Consider the following 16,650-nt stretch of genomic DNA (forward strand, 5'->3'; position numbering starts at 1 on the left):
CTCATGAAAAAGATCGTCAACTATACATTGCTGGCCTTTCTTTTCGCCGTTGCTTTATCCTGTTCAAAAGGGTTAGAAGATATCAACGTCAACAAAGTTAGTCCCACATCGCTTGATCCTGCACTGTTATTGAACAACGCCATCATCAACACTTCTTTTCCTACCAAAACAGTGATGTATGACATGGGTGTTGTGCAGCAAATGGTTTCTCCAAACGGCGGTGTGCTGGCCGGTGCCAATTATAACCAGGACAACCGCGATGTCACCAATGCGCCAATCTGGGCTACGTATTACCAAAACGTGATCAAATACACGCATGATGCCATTGTAAAAACAAAAGATGCCGGAAGAAGCAATCTTTACAACATGGCTCGTATCTGGCAGGCCTATACGTTCATGATCCTTACCGACGAATACGGCGCCATCCCTTATTCCGAAGGCGGTGCCGGTTTAACCAACCAGGTGTTTTTCCCGAAGTATGAGTCGCAGGAGGAAATTTATCCAAAGATCATCCAGGAGTTAACGGAAGCTTCCGCGGCATTGAACGCAACGGGAGCAGCGGAAGCGTCGGATGTGTTGTACAGTGGAAACATTGCGCAATGGAAAAAGTTTGGTTATTCCTTGTTGCTGCGGGCCGGTATGCGTCTCAGCAAAGTCGATCCCACCAAAGCGCAGGCAACCGTTCAGGCAGCATTCAGCGGCGGTGTGATTTTACAGAATGCCGACAATGCCATGATGCGGCACGATGCCAACTATACCTCACCCATCGGCAATATGCTGAATGGAACAGAGGCCGCCAATTTTTACCTCGTCAAAGCTTTTGTGGATACGTTGAAAAACAACAATGATCCCCGGTTGTCTTCCATTGCCATCCGTTACAAGGGAGCGGGATCGGGCCCTGAACAAACACCGGCGAACGGTACAACCGCCGCTGCCGACCAGATCGGCATGCCCATGGGCTACGACAACGGCACGATCGATGCAAAGGCCACTGCTGACGGCCTGAAGAAGTTTTACGAGTACAGCCAGTTGGACAGGCGGCGAATGGCAAAAAACACGGCACCCATCTTTTTTGTAACGGCAGCACAAACACAGTTGCTGCTGGCGGAAGCCAGATACAGGGGATGGATCACCACCGGTGATGCAGCGCAATATTATGCAGCAGGCATCAGGGCACACATGGACCAGTTGGCAACTTACGACGCCGGTTCGGCTGTTGCTGCTGCAGACAAAGAAACCTACGTAGCCAATCATCTCCTGCAGGCCGGCAGAGAACTGGAGCAAATCAATACACAATACTGGATTGCCTCTTTTTTGAACGGACCTGAAGCCTTTGCCAATTTCAGGAGGAGCGGCTACCCGGCGTTAGCCCCTAACCCTTATGGTCAGCCGAACAATCCGGACATGAAAAAGGAATCGTTTATCAGGAGATTGACGTATCCAACCTCGGAATTGTCGGTCAACACCGCGAATGTGAATGCAGCCATTGCCAAGCAGGGAGACGACAGACTGGACACCCGGGTATGGTGGGATAAATAAACGATTTTCATAAAGCAGAACACAAACGGGAAAGGCCTTTGTTTTTACAACAGGTCTTTCTTTTTGATCGAGGTGAGGAATATTTTTGCCGTTTTAAATACTAGATATGTCATCTGAAATGAAGTTGAGAAGTTACGACTGGTTTGGGAAGAATGACAAAATGGGGTTTGTGCATCGTTCGTGGTTGCGCAACCAGGGCTACCCAAGTGATTATTTCAATGGCCGGCCGGTGATCGGCATCTGCAATACCTGGAGTGAGCTGACGCCCTGCAACGGGCACCTCCGCGACTTTGCCGAAGTTGTCAAACGGGGCGTGATTGATGCCGGTGGCTTCCCGCTGGAATTCCCCGTTACCTCTTTGGGAGAAACCATCATGCGGCCCACCACCATGCTCTTTCGCAACCTGGCCGCCATGGATACAGAAGAATCCATTCGTGCCAACCCGTTGGACGGCATCGTGCTGTTAACCGGCTGCGATAAAACAACACCGTCAACGGTGATGGGTGCCTGCAGTGTGGACCTGCCCACCCTTGTGGTTCCGGGTGGCCCCATGCTCAATGGACGTTTCAAGGGCGAGTGCCTGGGCAGCGGCTCCTTCAATTGGATGGTAAAAGAAAAAACGCTGGTGGAAAACTACACGGCTGAAGACATCCTGGAGGCCGAAATTGGCGTGGCCAGAAGTGCCGGTCACTGCATGACGATGGGTACCGCCTCCACAATGGCCTGCATGGTGGAAGCACTGGGTCTGACCTTGCCGGGGGCGGCAGCCATTCCCGCTGTGGATTCACGAAAAAAAGTGCTGGCCCAACTCTCCGGAAGGCGTATTGTGGAGATGGTGAAAGAAGGAATGAAGCTTTCCAAGATTCTCACCCGCCAGGCATTTGAAAACGCCATCGTGGTGAATGCCGCTGTTGGCGGATCAACCAATTTCATTATTCACCTGCTGGCGATTGCGGGTCGGATCGGCGTGGATTTGAGCCTGGAAGACTTTGATGCCATCGGAAGCAAGATCCCTTTGCTGGTGAATTTAAAGCCTTCGGGAAAATACCTGATGGAGGATTTTTATTATGCGGGTGGTCTGCCGGTCGTCATCAAAGAGCTGAAAAAATATCTGTACAACGATGCCATCACGGTAAACGGCAGAAGCATTGGTGAAAACAACCAGGCGCCTGTTTGTTACAACCAGGATGTGATTGCCACCATTGAAAAGCCCCTGCAGGAGAAGGCGGGCATTGCCGTGCTGAAAGGCAATCTTTGTGAGCAAGGCGCCGTCATCAAACCTTCTGCGGCAACAAAAGAATTGATGAAGCACCGCGGCCGTGCCGTGGTGTTTGAAACCATTGAAGATTACCATACACGGATAGACGACCCCGGGCTGGACATTGATGAAACCTGCGTGATCGTGTTGAAAGGCGTTGGGCCCAAGGGCTATCCTGGCATGCCCGAGGTGGGCAACGTGGACCTGCCGGAAAAATTGTTGCGGAAAGGGGTGAAAGACATGATCCGCATTTCGGACGGACGAATGAGCGGCACGGCAGCAGGAACGGTTGTCTTGCACGTGTCTCCCGAATCAGCCGTTGGCGGTACATTGGCCTTTGTGAAAGATGGCGACATGATTGAATTGGATGTGGAGAACCGCCGGCTCCAGTTGGATGTGAGCGACGAAGAATTGAAGAAACGGCGGGAAGCCTGGACGGCGCCGCAGCCAATGGCGACAAGGGGGTATGTACGGCTTTATATTGACCATGTACAGCAGGCGCATCTCGGTGCCGACATGGATGTCTTAAGAGGAGGCTCGGGAAGCGAAGTGACAAGAGATTTGCATTGAAGGATCAAAAGCATAGCAGAAGAATATGAAAGTTTACAGAACACAACAAGGCATTATTCTTGAAAAAAATGGCCAGCTCTTTTTTGCCAAAGACCAGAACTGGGATGACTTCATCAACGATGATGCTCTTTTTGAAAAAGTACAGCGCATCACCTCTGAAGAATCTCCAACAGAAGACGCCGCAACTGACGGCGTGCTGGCACCCATCGGCAGCCAGGAGCTGTGGGCTTGCGGCGTAACATATCTGCGCAGCAAGATCGGCCGGCAGGAGGAAAGCAAGGACGCCGGTGGCGGTGATTTTTACGCAAAGGTGTATGAAGCCGAACGGCCGGAAGTGTTTTTCAAATCCACGCCGCACCGGGTGGTGGGGCCAAATGGGAAAGTCAAAATCCGGAAAGATTCTACCTGGGATGTTCCGGAACCTGAACTGACCCTGGTTGTAACATCATCGGGAAAGATTGTTGGCTACACCATCGGCAATGATATGAGCAGCCGTAGCATTGAAGGCGAAAATCCTTTGTATCTGCCGCAGGCAAAAACCTACGATGGCTGTGCCGCTGTGGGCCCCTGCATTTATGTAACAGACCAACCCCTGGATAAAGACACCAACATCCGCCTGGAAATTAGCCGCAATGGTTCTACTGTATTTGAAGGAACGGTTGCCATTAGCCAAATGAAACGCACACCGGAGGAACTGGCCTCCTTTGTGTTTCGGGAATGCTCGTTTCCGAATGGTTGTCTTATTATGACCGGTACCGGCATTGTGCCCGAACATGATTTTACCTTGAAGAGCGGGGATGAAATCAAAATATCGATTGATGGCATTGGCACACTGGTCAATGAAGTGGCTTGATTTTCTGAGAGCGCTGTCAGGAGAGTTTGTTTTCTTTTTTCCAGCGAAGCTGAAAGACTTTCATGTGGGTAGCCGCCTGTGTCAACCGGCGGAAGGTGAATGCCAAAGAACTCCAGAATTCTAAGGGGGTTCAATGTGGCTTGTATAGTCATTGGCACAACCGAATCATGGCTGTTTGGTAGATGCGCCTGCAAAAGCTGAACATTTGATGCATAATGATCATCAAATGTGCTATTGATGCAGAAGTTTTTTCAGGAAATTTAGGCTTGCAAATACGTGAGCGGCAGGAGTTGGTTAAAGACGGTTTCGGTTCGGGACTTAAAAGGAGGGGTAAGCAAAGGGTTGCCAGCCTGAACGTTCGTTACTGCTATGTCGGCAAGTCACTGCGCTATCCAGGGATCGCAACGTTAACAAGCAATCACATCTAGTCTTCAATTTAAAACCATGGTCAAATGAACCTCAAATCTTCAGCTATTGGTATAGCGACAACACTGCTCAGTGCCGTCTGTTATGGACAGACCCAGGCATCAATGCAAGCAGCCCCACTGGAGGACTTTAAGCCGTCTGCTTTTAACCAGCCTTTCCAGGACTATCCACAGGTTAATTCCCAGGGATATGTACGGTTTCGCATCTTCGCTCCCAAGGCAGACAGCGTTAGAGTAACACTGGGTCTGGGCGGACAAGGCGGAACAAGACTGACAAAAGGTGATGACGGTTATTTTACAGGCACCACTGCAGGCCCGATGGATGAAGGTTTTCACTACTATCACCTGATCGTTGATGGTGGCGTTTTTAATGATCCGGGAACAGGGAATTTCTATGGCTCCCAACGTTGGGAAAGCGGCATTGAGATTCCTGCGAAAGACCAGGACTTTTATGCGCTGAAAGATGTTCCGCACGGCCATGTACAGCAAATCTTATTTCCTTCAAAAAGCACCAACACAGCACGGGTTGCCAATGTGTACACGCCGCCTGGATACGAAAAAGGCAGCACAAAATATCCTGTGTTATACCTGCAACATGGTTGGGGTGAAAACGAAACTTCATGGGTTATTCAGGGCAAGACTGGGCTGATCATGGACAACATGATTGCAGAAGGCAGAATAAAACCATTTATTGTGGTGATGACCTATGGCATGACGAATACTGGTGGCAGGCCCGGGGGCCCTCGTCCTGCAGCTCCTGCAGCCGGTGCAACGCCTGCGGTAGCCGGTGGTGCAGGCGCTCCTCCTGCACGTCCTGCGGGCGGTGGAATGGGTGCAGCTGGCGTAGTATCGTCTGGCATCACTGCAGGTGAACCGACTGGTGTTGGCGCCTTTCAAACTGTTTTGATTGATGAGTTAATCCCTTATGTTGATTCTCACTTCCGCACGATAGCGAACAGAGATCATCGTGCAATGGCTGGACTTTCAATGGGTGGATTTGAAACGCATACGATCACATTGGCTAAACCGGATGTATTTGGTTACTGGGGCTTATTAAGTGGCGGTAACTACAACCCAACCGAATTACAAGGGAAAGACAAACCCAAACTATTGTTTATCAGTTACGGTAGCAAAGAAACAAACGGCGCCAATGGTCTTCCAAAAGTGGAAGCGGATTTAAAAGCAGCCGGCTATAATGTTACTACGTATGTTTCTCCGGGTACAGCACACGAATTCCTGACCTGGCGCCGCAGCCTTTATCAAATGGCACCCTTGCTTTTTAAATAGTACAGATGCAGTAAGTTTAATAGCAGCACCCCGGTGCTGCTATTGTTAAAAATACAGCCCTTGCACCGGGTAAATTGCCGGCAAATGGTGGCTGTTCTTTATTTTAATCGAATCACCAACGTGTCATAACTGAAATGTTCCATTTTCAAGTATCAGCAAAGAATGCAGGCAAATTATGTTTTATAGTTTGCCTGTTCTTGTCTTCAATTGTCAGTGCGCAGGAGGTCGTTGACTTATATCCTGGTGCAGTTCCCAACAATAAAAAAACAGAGAAGAAAGAAACCTTTACATCCGGCATGTTCCGTGGTGTGTCAAAACCAACGCTGGAAATTTATCTTCCTGAAAAAGAAAAAGCAACAGGAACGGCCGTTATCATCATTCCTGGTGGCGGTTATGGCGTGGTGGTTTACCAGGGCGAAGGCGTCACCAACGCCAAACAATTTGCGAAGACTGGCATCGCAGCCTTTGTGCTGAAATACCGGTTGCCGGACGACTCGATTATGCAGGACAAAACCATTGGTCCCTTGCAGGATGCGCAGCAGGCCATCAAATTCGTTCGCGAAAACGCAGCCAGGTGGGGTGTGGATGCAAACAAGGTCGGTGTCATTGGATTTTCTGCCGGCGGGCATTTGGCCTCAACGGTCGCTACGCATTTTCAAAAGCCGGTGATTGAAAATGCAAATAATACCAATCTTCGTCCCGATTTCCAGATTGTGGTTTATCCTGTTATCAGCATGCAGGACAGCTTAACGCATCGGGACTCCCGGCGCAGTTTGCTGGGAAAAACGCCATCGAAAGAATTGATCGATGACTACTCCAATGAATTGCAAGTGACCACCAATACGCCGCCGGCCTACATCACGCATGCTGCCGATGATAAAACCGTTGACGTGGATAACAGCATTGTTTATTTCGAAAGCTTGCGGCATCACAATGTTGATGTGGAAATGCATATTTATCCCAAAGGCGGACACGGTTTCATTTTCCGCCAGCCGGATTGGACTGGGCCCTTGTTCCTGTGGATGAAAAAGAATAAATGGATTCAATAAAGAAGCGGCAAAGCCAATACAGGATATGGCAAACGCACCGGCTCAAAAAGAAATAATTTGTAAGAAATAGAAAGCAACCAATATGAAGCAATTTGTTCTTCCATTTTTCATCGCGATGCTATACAGTTTAGCTGTTCGATCGCAACCGACGGTAAAAGAAGCGCCGAGGGGTTTTGATGTGGCAAAAGCGGACATTCCGCATGGAAAAATCGACACCATCAGCTACGAATCAAAAACTGTGGGGGCAACAAGAAGAGCTTTGATATACACACCGCCGGGTTATTCCAAAAAGAAAAAATACCCGGTGCTGTACCTGTTGCATGGCATCGGCGGCGATGAAAAAGAATGGTTCAACGGCGGTCATCCTGAAGTGATTTTGGATAATCTTTATGCCGAAGGAAAAGTGGAACCCATGATCGCGGTGTTGCCCAATGGCCGTGCCATGAAAGATGACCGTGCTACCGGCAACATTATGGCACCCGACAAAGTGCAGGCCTTTGCCACGTTTGAAAAAGACTTGCTCAATGACTTAATTCCTTACATCGAAAAGAACTTTCCTGCGTTGAGAACCCGTGAGCACCGGGCCATTGCAGGCCTTTCGATGGGTGGCGGTCAGTCATTAAATTTCGGTTTGGGCAACCTGGACAAGTTTGCCTGGGTAGGCGGTATTTCTTCTGCGCCTAACACCAAAAAGCCGGAAGAATTAGTGCCCGATCCGGCTGCGGCAAAAGCGAAACTGAAGCTGCTTTGGATCTCTTGCGGCGATGCGGATGGACTGATCTCGTTCAGCAAACGCACTCACGATTACCTCGTTGAAAAAGGTGTTCCCCACATTTATTATATCGAGCCTGGCGTGCATGATTTCAAGGTCTGGAAGAACGGCCTGTACATGTTCTCGCAGTTTTTGTTCAAACCGGTCGATGTTTCGACTTTTTCCAAATACACCGTTTTGGGTACGCCGGCCTCCACCAATGTGCGTTCTGCAAAATACCCGCAAATTTTGCCAGACAACCGCGTGGTATTCCGCATCAAAGCACCCGATGCGCAACGAATGCAAATTGATCTGGCAAAGAAATACGACATGGTAAAAGATACCGGTGGTTATTGGGTAGCAACAACCGATTCTGTGAGCGAAGGATTTCATTACTATTCTTTGCTGATAGATGGTGTTCCCGTTGCCGATCCTGCCAGTGAGTCGTTTTATGGCATGAGCCGGATGGCCAGTGGCATTGAAATACCCTTTGCCGGCGGCAGCTACTATGCTGTGAAGGATGTTCCTCATGGCGATGTGCGCATTAAACGGTATTACTCATGGGTTACGAATTCCTGGCGGCGTTTCTTCATTTACACACCACCGGGCTATGATGTGAATGGGAGCGAGAAATACCCGGTGCTGTACATTCTTCACGGCGGCGGCGAAGATGAAAGGGGCTGGGCTGAACAGGGAAGAACGGATTTGATTTTGGATAACCTGATTGCAAACGGCAAAGCAAAGCCAATGCTGGTGGTTATGATGGATGGAAACCTGGGCGGTGGCGGCTTAGCTGGTTTTGGCGAACCGGCCTTGCGCATGTTTGAGAATGAATTGAAGAATAGCGTGATGCCTTTTGTAGAGAAAAACTTTCGTGCAGAAACCGATGCGAAGAACCGGGCTTTGGCCGGTTTGTCAATGGGAGGTTTGCAAACCCTGTACGCGGGAATCAAGAACACCACTTTGTTTTCCTATCTCGGTGTGTTCAGTTCCGGGTGGTTTGCCAATCAACCGGCGCTTTCCAATCCGCAATATGAGTTTATGAAGAACAATGCGTCCGCCATCAACAGCAATTTAAAATCCTTTTGGATTGCTATGGGCGGCAAAGAGGATATTGCCTACAATAACTGTAAAATCATGCTGCAGAAATTTGATGACATGGGCATCAAGTACACTTACAGCGAATATCCCGGCGGTCATAGCTGGCCCGTATGGCGTAACAATCTTTACAACTTTGCACAAGTACTCTTTAAGCAATCTCACTGATGCATGAAGTGATCAAGTGATTTTCCAGAAAACGAACCATTCTCATGAAGTACCAGAAATTAGCCATACTTGCTACAGCAATAATGCTCGGTAATTACAGTTATTCACAAACAGCAAGTAAAACCTCTCAATTGGAAGGCGTTTTAAAGGATGTATATAAAGACGCTTTTCTGATGGGTGTCGCAGTTAATCCTGCTATTACATCCGGACGGGACAAAGCCTCGCAGGAGATCGTTATCAAACAGTTTAACTCCATCACTGTTGAAAACGTAATGAAGGCAGGTTTGATCAATCCGCAACCCGGTATTTACAATTGGGGCCCGGCAGATGAATTTGTTGCTTTTGGTGAGAAAAACAAAATGTTCATCGTTGGCCATAACCTGGTTTGGCATAATCAGGTGCCGACTTGGTTTTTTACCAATGTGGAAGGAAAACCTAATACCAAAGAAGAACAGATTGAGCGGCTGCGAAGCCACATACAGGCGGTTGCCGGCCGGTATGCGGGCCGCATCCATGCATGGGACGTGGTGAACGAGGTGATGGGTGAAGACGGTAACTATCGTTCTACCAGCTGGGTAAATGCTGTAGGCAATGGCGATACCCTGGTGAAGTATGCGTTTAAGTTTACCGCACAATATGCACCCAATACCGAATTATACTACAATGATTTTAATGCCTGGCGTCCTTCCAAACGGGATGGCATTGTACGCATGATCAAAATGCTGCAAAAAGAAGGTGTTCGCATTGATGGCGTGGGCATGCAAGGACACTGGGGATTGGATTATCCCAAAACAAAATACATTGAAGAGGCCATAGATGCCTACGCTGCCTGTGGCGTAAATGTCATGATCACCGAACTGGATGTCGATGTGCTTCCGTTGACTAAAGAAGGGCAAATTGTTGGGCAGGGCATGACTGATAAACAATTCCAGTTGGAAGAATTCAAAACCTATTTAGACCCTTATCAAAAAGGTTTACCCGACAGTATGCAAACCGTGCTGGCAAACAGGTATGCCGAATTGTTTTCGATTTTCTACAAACGGCGTGATAAGATTGCACGGGTAACGCTGTGGGGCATACAAGACGGGATGAACTGGAAGAATGATTATCCGATACCCAACCGGACGAATTATCCTTTGCTATGGGACCGGCAACGAAATCCAAAACCCGCTTTCAATGCGGTATTGCGTGTACCTGGCAAAGCAGGATCATAAAGCTTCCTTCATGAATTAAATTGGAAAATGTATAACTGATTGTTCCTAATTTGAACCGGTCACTGTCGAATCAAAGACACACAACCCGCACAATGAAAAAAGTACTCTTCATCTGTTCGCTTTTTGTTTCGGTACTTGGTTTTTCGCAGCCAAAGCCTAGCCTTAAACTTTGGTACAATCAGCCGTCAGGCACCACTTGGGAAAATGCATTGCCGATTGGAAACGGCCGTTTGGGTGCTATGGTTTACGGGAATGTGGAAAGAGAAACAATCCAACTAAACGAGCATACGGTGTGGAGTGGAAGTCCAAACCGTAATGACAATCCGTTGGCCTTCGACTCCCTCGCCATCATCCGGCAACTGATATTTGAAGGCAGGCAAAAAGAAGCCGAGCGAATAGCTAACCGGGTAATTATTTCCAAAACATCACAGGGTCAAAAATTTGAGCCGGTGGGCAGTTTGCAGCTTTCTTTTCCCGGTTATGAAAATTATTCGAATTACTATCGCGAACTCGATCTCGAAAGAGCGGTCACAAAAACGTCCTATACTGTAAATGGCGTTACCTATACCCGTGAAGCACTGGCTTCTTTTCCCGACCGTGTCGTTGTGGTGCGGCTCACCACCAGTAAACCGGGCAGCCTTTCGTTCACTGCTTTTTTTACCACACCGCAAAAAAGAGCCACCATCAAAACGACGCCTGCCAAAGAGCTCGCCATTTTCGGAATCACCTCTGACCACGAGAAGGTGAAAGGAATGGTGAAGTATAAGGGTATTGTACGCATGAAGCTGGAGGGCGGAACGTTGAACGCAAGTGATACGTCTCTCATGGTAAAAGATGCCAACGCGGCAACCATCTATATTTCAATTGCGAGCAATTTCAATAATTACCGTGATGTTAGTGGTGATGAAAATAAAAGAGCCGCTGATTATTTGAACAAAGCCTACCCAAAATCTTTTGCTACCATCCTGTCAGATCATGTGGCAGCTTATCAAAAATATTTCAACCGGGTAAAACTGGATTTGGGTGGCGCCGATGCAGCCAATCTCCCAACCGATGAACGGCTAAAGAATTTCAAAACCACCAACGATCCTTCGTTTGTCACCCTGTACTACCAGTTCGGCCGTTACCTGCTGATTTCTTCCTCGCAACCCGGCGGACAGGCAGCCAACTTGCAAGGCATCTGGAACGGCGGGATCAATCCGCCATGGGACAGCAAATACACCATTAACATCAATGCGGAAATGAATTACTGGCCGGCCGAAAAAACGGCCCTTGCGGAACTGCACGAACCATTTTTTCACATGGTAAGAGATATGGCAGAAGCAGGGCAGGAGACGGCAAAAGTGATGTACGGAGCGAGAGGCTGGATGGCGCATCACAATACGGACATCTGGCGTGCTACCGGTGCGGTGGATGGTGCTTTCTGGGGTACCTGGAACAACGGTGGCGGCTGGACCAGTCAGCACCTGTGGGAACATTATCTGTACGGCGGTGACAAAGCGTTCCTGGTTTCGGTGTACCCGGTATTAAAAGGGGCGGCTTTGTTTTACGTCGATTTTCTTGTCGAGCATCCAAAGTACCATTGGCTGGTGATTTGTCCCGACGAGTCGCCGGAGAACGCACCGCAGGCACACCAGGGTTCTTCACTAGATGCCGGTGTAACGATGTCCAACCAGATTGTTTTTGATGTGTTCAGTACCGCTATTCGTGCCGCAGAAATTTTGAAGAAAGATGCAGCCTTTGTGGACAGCTTGAAGCAACTCCGAAACCGCCTTGCACCGATGCACATCGGTCAATATGGCCAATTACAGGAATGGCTGGACGATATTGATGATCCGAAAGACAATCATCGACACATTTCGCATTTGTATGGCCTCTTTCCTTCCAACCAAATTTCACCGTATCGTACGCCGCAATTATACAGTGCCGCAAAAAATACGCTCATTCAACGGGGTGATGTATCCACAGGCTGGAGCATGGGTTGGAAGGTGAACTGGTGGGCGAGAATGCTCGATGGCAACCATGCGTACACCCTTATACAAAACCAGCTTTCACCGGTTCAATTGGGAAGGCGTGGAGAAGGCGGCGGCACCTACAACAATCTTTTTGATGCACACCCGCCATTTCAGATCGATGGCAATTTTGGCTGCACATCCGGTATCACCGAAATGTTGATGCAAAGTGCCGATGGTGACCTACACCTGCTGCCTGCCATTCCCGATGTATGGCAGGGCGGCGGAAGTGTGAGCGGCTTGCGTGCCAGGGGCGGCTTTGAGCTGGTAAATATGCAGTGGAAACATGGGAAGGTAACAAAGGCGGTGATCCGTTCAGCTCTAGGCGGCAACCTGCGTCTGCGTGTGCCCAACGCGATGAAGATGAGCAGCGGCGTTGCATTGAAAAAGGCCGATGGGGAAAACCGCAATGAATTTTATCAGGTGGAAAAAATCCCGGAAGCGATCATTTCAGAAAAAGCGATCATTTCTCCTCCGCCAACAAGCGAAACGATTGTTTATGATATTCCCACACAGCGAGGTCGTGTTTTCACGTTTATCGCACAATGAGTTTTTAATTTGATAATGCCCTCACTAAACCAAAGCAAAAAATGAATCGATTACGCTTGCAGCTGACCGGTGTCCTCTTGCTCAGCTTTTCTCTTTTGTTTAGCAGTTACGCCATACCGAAGCAGAAAAAAATCCTGGTCTTCAGTAAGACGGCGGGCTTTCGCCATACCGCAGCCATCCAGGCGGGGAAGGCAGGCCTTCTTGCACTGGGCAGGCAGCACAAATTTGGAGTGGATACCACCGAAAGCGCAGCTGTGTTTACGCCTGAAAACTTAAAGCAGTACGCTGCTGTAGTTTTTTTATGTACAACGGGCAATGTGTTGAACGATGAGCAGCAAAAGGCATTTGAACAGTTCATCCACAACGGTGGTGGCTATGTGGGACTGCACTCGGCTGCCGATACGGAATACGACTGGCCCTGGTTTGGCGGGCTGAATGGCGCCTATTTTAAAAGCCATCCCCGGCAGCAGGAGGCGGTGTTCAACATTGTCGACAGTACGAACATCGCCACAGCTCATTTACCAACGGTGTGGAAGCGATTTGATGAATTGTACAACTTCAAGTGGATCGGAACAGACTTACATGTGTTGATCACAATTGACGAAAATACTTACACGGGTGGCGGCAACGGCGATGATCATCCCATGGCCTGGTACCATGAATACGACGGTGGCCGGGGCTTTTACACCGCATTGGGCCATGACAACAAATCCTGGGAAGACCCGCTTTATGTACAACATGTATTGGGCGGTATCCATTATGTGATGGGTGCCAATCCACAAGTGAAGTCACGCAGCATCGCTTTTAATCGTTAATTTATTCATTTCAGCAGTTCATGAAGAAAACCTTTTTCATTGTAGGCCTGTGCCTTTTGTGCGCCACTATTTACAATTGCACTGAATCAAAACATACCGTTCGCAACAATGTGGGCACCCCATATCCAACACGAATCTTTGACTCCACCCCATCGGTTGAATACCTCAGTCCGGAGCAAAGCCTCAAATCTTTCAACCTTCCGCCGGGTTATCACCTGGAGCTGGTCGCCAGCGAGCCAATGATCAAAGAACCGGTGGCCATTGCCTGGGATGGGAATGCAAAAATGTATGTGGCCGAAATGCTCACCTACATGCTGGATGCCGATGCCACCAATGAGCAGCGTCCGTTCAGCCGCATCTCGCTGCTCGAGGATACCGACAATGATGGGAAGATGGACAAGAGCAGTGTGTTCGTCGACAGCCTGCTACTGCCAAGGGCCATTTTGTGCGTGGACCATGAGCTGTTGGTGAACGAAACCAATACCATCACCATCAATGCCTACAAGGACACCAATGGCGACGGCAAGGCCGACCAGAAACGGACGGTGTATGAGAACAAGGAGTACCGCATGCTCGATGCCAACATGGAACACCAGCGCAGTGGCCTTGACTGGAATGTCGACAACAATATCTACATCACCTACGATCCCGTTCGCTTCCGGTACAAGGGTGGCCGGTTGCAAACTGACTCCTGCTATTCCGGTTCAGGTGGCCAGTGGGGGGTGACCCACGACAATTACGGCCGCATTTTTCTTTCCAGTGCCGGCGGTGAAAGCCCCCTGGTCCGGGTACAAATGAATCCGGTGTATGGTGCACTGGACATGCCCGACCAGGTAAACAATGAATTCCAGGAAGTGTGGCCCATCATTTCTACCCCAGATGTGCAGGGCGGATTGATGCGTCTGCGGGCCGACAGCACCCTGAACCATTTTACCGGTGCCTGCGGCCAATCGATTTACCGGGGCAATGCCTTGCCGTCTGACATGAATGGTGACTACATCGTTTGCGAGCCGGTGGCCCGTATTATTCGCCGCGCAAAAGTAATCGACCTGAAAGGAAAGATCATTGTGCAAAATGCCTACTACAAACAGGAATTTATCGCCTCTACCGATATGAACTTCCGGCCGGTGAATTCTTACACCGGTCCGGATGGAAACCTCTATATCGTTGACATGCACCGCGGCATTATTCAACAGGGCAACTGGACAAAGCCCGGCTCTTTTCTGCGGGGAAAAATTGATGCCATGGGCATGGCGAAAAATACCGGGCACGGACGGATTTACCGCCTCGTTTATGATGGCTATAAGCAGGGCGAAAAGCCGAAGATGTTGGATGAACCCTCGAGCAAACTAGTGACCTACCTCGACCACCAAAACGGTTGGTGGCGTGACAATGCACAAAAGCAAATCATTTTGCTGAACGACAAATCGGTTGTGCCTGTATTGAAACAAATCTTTCACGGCGAACAGGCTACGCTGGCTGCCAAGCCTTCACACCTGGCCCGGCTACATGCCTTATGGACGCTCGACGGTCTGGAAGCCGTGGACAAAGAACTTTTGTATGCGGCCTTAAAAGATCCGTACCCGCAGATCAGAAAGGCCGCTATCGTCATCAGCGAACCTTATCTGAAAAGAGAGGATGCCGACGTGATTGCCCGTGTGGCCGAACTGAAGGCCGATCCATCGTATGATGTCCGCCTGCAGCTTTTCTATTCGCTTTACAGCCTCAGACCAGCAAAAGCCGGATCGCTGCCGCAGGAAATGCTCACCGCTAATGAGTCCAACGCCATGTTTGCGGCGGCGCAAAAAGCCATGGACCGGAATACCGACATCAGAACCTATGGTGCAAGGCTGGCCAATGTTCCTGTTGAAGAACGAAAACTGATCCTGGCTGGTGCAAACATCTTTACCTCGCTTTGCGTGACCTGTCATGGCCCTGGTGGAAAAGGGCTGGCAGTAGCCGGAAGCAATTCACTCGCGGCTCCGCCGTTGGTCGGTTCAAAGCGCATAGATGCAGACAAATCGGTGATGGTGAAGATCCTGCTTCACGGCTTGTCTGGTTCGATCGATGGTAAAGAATATCCTTCGGTGATGCCATCGCTTGGCGCCAACTCCGACGAGTGGGTAGCTTCCGTTGCCAACTATGTGCGCTATGAGCTGGGAACGGTTACCCGCCGCTTCCGCCGGCCAACCGATACCGTATCGGCATACATCTTACCGGCGCAGGTAGCGGCCATCCGGGCACAATATGCATCGCGAACCGCACCATGGACGCTGACGGAACTCGAAAACAGTGCTGCTTCCACTGCAACGTTTGCTGCGACAAGTCCTGAAAATTCGGGTGAAACGAAAGCAGTAAGCACTTATGCAACTGCAAAAAACACTGGCAAGCTCAATGATCCAAAAAAAGCGACAAAGACATCTGCGCTAAAGAAACCCGGTTTCGAAACTGTGCGTCCGCTTTTACAAAAGAATACCTGTCTCAGTTGTCATAACCCAACCGCAAAACTGATCGGGCCTTCGTATACGGAAATCGCTACAAAGAAATATTCGGTGGCGCAGATCGTACAACTGATTCAAACACCTGATCCCGCACACTGGACTGGCTATGCGACACGCATGCCGTCCATGGCCCATGTGCCCAAAGCGGAATTGACCAAAATAGCCGAATGGATCAAAACACTGGAAAAGAAAAAATAAAAACAAACAGTCTAATGAACAGCCCTGTAAATAGCGAATAGAACGTGGTGCGTAAGCGTCGGTTCATTCACCATCAAAAGCTGTGGTGAGAACGCTTGTAGGAAGAAGTGAATGCAACACGGGGAGCGGCAAAGGGTTGACTAAGGCTAAAAGGATAAAAATAAAAGGGCTATACTTTTGGTATAACCGGGCAAGGTATTGAGTACCGGCATTTACCACTTTATCCGAACTCTTAAGGCTGCTTGAATCAATGGCAGAATCGAGCGCTTGGGCCTTCGATAAGTCGAAGGGTTGTTCCTAATGGTTCAAATAGGATTTAATGGCAGGATAGCTGAACGGGCAACTCGAAATTTTGAAAGAGTC

The 16,650-nt window shown here is 49.3% G+C and carries 11 protein-coding genes; all 11 read left to right on the forward strand.

The features are described from left to right. The first annotated feature begins 3 nt into the window (after nucleotides 1–3). The 11 genes from D6024_RS24295 (at nucleotide 4) to D6024_RS24350 (ending at nucleotide 16,287) form a co-directional block, all read left to right on the forward strand. Nucleotides 4–1,539 (forward strand): SusD/RagB family nutrient-binding outer membrane lipoprotein, encoded by a 1,536-nt coding sequence (locus D6024_RS24295; protein ID WP_121357493.1) that lies wholly within the window; start codon nucleotides 4–6, stop codon nucleotides 1,537–1,539. A 118-nt stretch (nucleotides 1,540–1,657) separates the two neighbouring features. Next, nucleotides 1,658–3,367 (forward strand): IlvD/Edd family dehydratase, encoded by a 1,710-nt coding sequence (locus D6024_RS24300; RefSeq protein ID WP_240410150.1) that lies wholly within the window; start codon nucleotides 1,658–1,660, stop codon nucleotides 3,365–3,367. A gap of 25 nt (nucleotides 3,368–3,392) precedes the next feature. Next, nucleotides 3,393–4,220 carry a fumarylacetoacetate hydrolase family protein gene (locus tag D6024_RS24305; protein WP_121357424.1) on the forward strand — a complete coding sequence of 276 codons (828 nt, stop codon included), beginning with the start codon at nucleotides 3,393–3,395 and terminating at the stop codon, nucleotides 4,218–4,220. A gap of 215 nt (nucleotides 4,221–4,435) precedes the next feature. Next, the gene (locus D6024_RS24310; RefSeq protein ID WP_121357425.1) at nucleotides 4,436–4,648 is read left to right on the forward strand and encodes a hypothetical protein; all 213 of its coding nucleotides are present in this window, start codon (nucleotides 4,436–4,438) and stop codon (nucleotides 4,646–4,648) included. Between the two features lie 24 nt (nucleotides 4,649–4,672). Continuing rightward, nucleotides 4,673–5,932, forward strand: a complete 1,260-nt coding sequence (locus D6024_RS27365; protein WP_240410151.1) for an alpha/beta hydrolase-fold protein — start codon at nucleotides 4,673–4,675, stop codon at nucleotides 5,930–5,932. Between the two features lie 197 nt (nucleotides 5,933–6,129). Continuing rightward, nucleotides 6,130–6,981, forward strand: a complete 852-nt coding sequence (locus D6024_RS24325; protein ID WP_240410152.1) for an alpha/beta hydrolase — start codon at nucleotides 6,130–6,132, stop codon at nucleotides 6,979–6,981. An 82-nt stretch (nucleotides 6,982–7,063) separates the two neighbouring features. Then, nucleotides 7,064–8,998: an alpha/beta hydrolase-fold protein gene (locus D6024_RS24330; protein ID WP_121357427.1), complete on the forward strand. Its 1,935-nt coding sequence runs from the start codon at nucleotides 7,064–7,066 to the stop codon at nucleotides 8,996–8,998. A 44-nt stretch (nucleotides 8,999–9,042) separates the two neighbouring features. Then, nucleotides 9,043–10,212 (forward strand): endo-1,4-beta-xylanase, encoded by a 1,170-nt coding sequence (locus D6024_RS24335; RefSeq protein ID WP_121357428.1) that lies wholly within the window; start codon nucleotides 9,043–9,045, stop codon nucleotides 10,210–10,212. A gap of 92 nt (nucleotides 10,213–10,304) precedes the next feature. Then, nucleotides 10,305–12,773 carry a glycoside hydrolase family 95 protein gene (locus tag D6024_RS24340; RefSeq protein WP_121357429.1) on the forward strand — a complete coding sequence of 823 codons (2,469 nt, stop codon included), beginning with the start codon at nucleotides 10,305–10,307 and terminating at the stop codon, nucleotides 12,771–12,773. Nucleotides 12,774–12,814: 41 nt separating this feature from the next. Next, complete coding sequence (locus D6024_RS24345) at nucleotides 12,815–13,588, forward strand: ThuA domain-containing protein (protein ID WP_121357430.1); 774 nt, start codon at nucleotides 12,815–12,817, stop codon at nucleotides 13,586–13,588. A gap of 20 nt (nucleotides 13,589–13,608) precedes the next feature. Beyond that, nucleotides 13,609–16,287: a DUF7133 domain-containing protein gene (locus D6024_RS24350; protein ID WP_121357431.1), complete on the forward strand. Its 2,679-nt coding sequence runs from the start codon at nucleotides 13,609–13,611 to the stop codon at nucleotides 16,285–16,287. The last annotated feature ends 363 nt before the right edge of the window (nucleotides 16,288–16,650 follow it).

Origin of the sequence: Flavisolibacter nicotianae (assembly GCF_003628535.1) — a bacterium.
GTDB lineage: Bacteria > Bacteroidota > Bacteroidia > Chitinophagales > Chitinophagaceae > Flavisolibacter > Flavisolibacter nicotianae.

Bases quoted from the DNA above. Each gene is read 5' to 3' on its own strand.
- D6024_RS24295 (WP_121357493.1), top strand. From the start codon at position 4: ATGAAAAAGATCGTCAACTATACATTGCTGGCCTTTCTTTTCGCCGTT.
- D6024_RS24300 (WP_240410150.1), top strand. From the start codon at position 1,658: ATGAAGTTGAGAAGTTACGACTGGTTTGGGAAGAATGACAAAATGGGG.
- D6024_RS24305 (WP_121357424.1), top strand. From the start codon at position 3,393: ATGAAAGTTTACAGAACACAACAAGGCATTATTCTTGAAAAAAATGGC.
- D6024_RS24310 (WP_121357425.1), top strand. From the start codon at position 4,436: ATGATCATCAAATGTGCTATTGATGCAGAAGTTTTTTCAGGAAATTTA.
- D6024_RS27365 (WP_240410151.1), top strand. From the start codon at position 4,673: ATGAACCTCAAATCTTCAGCTATTGGTATAGCGACAACACTGCTCAGT.
- D6024_RS24330 (WP_121357427.1), top strand. From the start codon at position 7,064: ATGAAGCAATTTGTTCTTCCATTTTTCATCGCGATGCTATACAGTTTA.
- D6024_RS24335 (WP_121357428.1), top strand. From the start codon at position 9,043: ATGAAGTACCAGAAATTAGCCATACTTGCTACAGCAATAATGCTCGGT.
- D6024_RS24340 (WP_121357429.1), top strand. From the start codon at position 10,305: ATGAAAAAAGTACTCTTCATCTGTTCGCTTTTTGTTTCGGTACTTGGT.
- D6024_RS24345 (WP_121357430.1), top strand. From the start codon at position 12,815: ATGAATCGATTACGCTTGCAGCTGACCGGTGTCCTCTTGCTCAGCTTT.
- D6024_RS24350 (WP_121357431.1), top strand. From the start codon at position 13,609: ATGAAGAAAACCTTTTTCATTGTAGGCCTGTGCCTTTTGTGCGCCACT.